We start from the raw sequence: 1891 nt of genomic DNA on the forward strand, positions 1-1891 counted from the left end.
GCCAACAACTATCTCGGCCTGGCCGACAATGCGGAACTGACTGAGGCCGGCAAAAAGGCGCTCGACCGTTACGGCTACGGCATGGCCTCGGTGCGCTTTATCTGCGGCACGCAGGAAGAGCACAAGCAGTTGGAGGCGCGCATCTCCGCCTTCCTCGGCCTGGAAGACACGATCCTTTATTCCTCCTGTTTCGACGCCAATGGCGGCCTGTTCGAGACGCTGCTGGGCGAAGAGGACGCGATCATCTCCGACGCCTTGAACCACGCCTCGATCATCGACGGCGTGCGCCTCTCCAAGGCCAAGCGCTTCCGCTATGCCAACAACGACATGGCGGCGCTGGAGGAAGAGCTGAAGAAGGCCGAAGGCAGTCGCTTCAAGCTGATCGCCACCGACGGCGTGTTCTCGATGGACGGCATCATCGCCAATCTCGGGGGCGTCTGTGACCTCGCCGAGAAGTACGGCGCCATGGTCATGGTCGATGACAGCCATGCGGTCGGCTTCGTCGGCAAAAACGGGCGCGGCTCGGCCGAACATTGCGGCGTCGAGGGCCGCGTCGACATCATCACCGGCACGCTCGGCAAGGCGCTCGGCGGTGCCTCGGGCGGCTATACGTCGGCCAAGGCCGAGGTTGTCGACTGGCTGCGCCAGCGCTCGCGGCCCTATCTGTTTTCCAACACGCTGGCGCCGGTGATTGCCGCCGCCTCGCTCAAAGTGTTCGACCTGATCGACAACGGCGATGGGCTGCGGGCGCGGCTGTCGGACAATGCGGCGCTGTTTCGTGACCAGATGTCGAAGCTCGGCTTCACGCTGGCCGGCGAGGGCCATCCGATCATCCCGGTGATGCTCGGCGATGCCGCACTGGCGCAGGAGATGGCGGCGCGCATGCTCAAGAAGGGCGTCTACGTCATCGGCTTCTCCTTCCCGGTGGTGCCAAAGGGCCAGGCGCGCATCCGCACGCAGATGTCGGCCGCCCACAGCGAAAACGACGTGCGCCGGGCGATCGCCGCATTCGAAGAGGTCGGCCGCGAGCTCGGTGTGATCAAGTGAGTGTAGAGCTCTGCCCCTCACCCTAGCCCTCTCCCCGCAGGCGGGGAGAGGGGACGTGCCCGGCAAGAGGTTGAGCCTGCGGGCAGTCCGAGATGGGCGCAAGGGGTGCGGCATAGCCCTTCTCCCCGCGATCGCGGGGAGAAGGTGGCGGCAGCCGGATGAGGGGCAGGCCCCAGGCGGGCAGTTGATTTTGGAGACAACCAAATGACGAAGATGATGAAGGCGCTGGTCAAGACGAAGCCGGAGGTCGGGCTCTGGATGGAACGCGTGCCGGTGCCGGAGGTCGGACCGAACGACGTGCTGATCAAGGTGAAGAAGTCGGCGATCTGCGGCACCGACGTGCACATCTGGAACTGGGACCAATGGGCCCAGAACCATTCCGGTGTCGATGGTCGTCGGCCATGAGTTCATGGGCGAGATCGCCGCGGTCGGTTCGGCCGTCACCAAATACCATGTCGGCGAGCGGGTCTCGGGCGAGGGCCATATCGTCTGCGGCAAGTGCCGCAATTGCCGCGCCGGGCGCGGCCACCTCTGCCGCAACACGCTCGGCGTCGGCGTCAACCGGCCGGGCTCGTTCGGCGAATTCGTCTGCCTGCCGGAATACAATGTCGTGCCGATCCCGGAAGACGTTCCCGACGAGATCGCCGCGATCTTCGATCCCTTCGGCAATGCGGTGCACACCGCACTGTCGTTCGATCTGGTCGGCGAGGATGTGCTGGTGACCGGCGCCGGGCCGATCGGCATCATGGGGGCGCTGGTTGCCAAGCGCTCGGGCGCGCGCAAGGTGGTGATCACCGACATCAACCCGACGCGGCTGGAGCTTGCCCGCAAGGTCGGCATCGAC

The 1891-nt window shown here is 65.4% G+C and carries 1 protein-coding gene and 1 pseudogene; both read left to right on the forward strand.

What is annotated here, in order from left to right:
- A partial coding sequence (locus BKP54_RS34690) for a glycine C-acetyltransferase (RefSeq protein WP_084815711.1) occupies positions 1-1047 on the forward strand: 1047 nt, incomplete at its 5' end.
- A 204-nt stretch (positions 1048-1251) separates the two neighbouring features.
- A pseudogene (locus tag BKP54_RS34695) lies at positions 1252-1891 on the forward strand (alcohol dehydrogenase catalytic domain-containing protein); the annotation flags it as partial.

Origin of the sequence: Ensifer sp. 1H6 (assembly GCF_001976035.1) — a bacterium.
Taxonomy (GTDB): domain Bacteria; phylum Pseudomonadota; class Alphaproteobacteria; order Rhizobiales; family Rhizobiaceae; genus Ensifer; species Ensifer canadensis.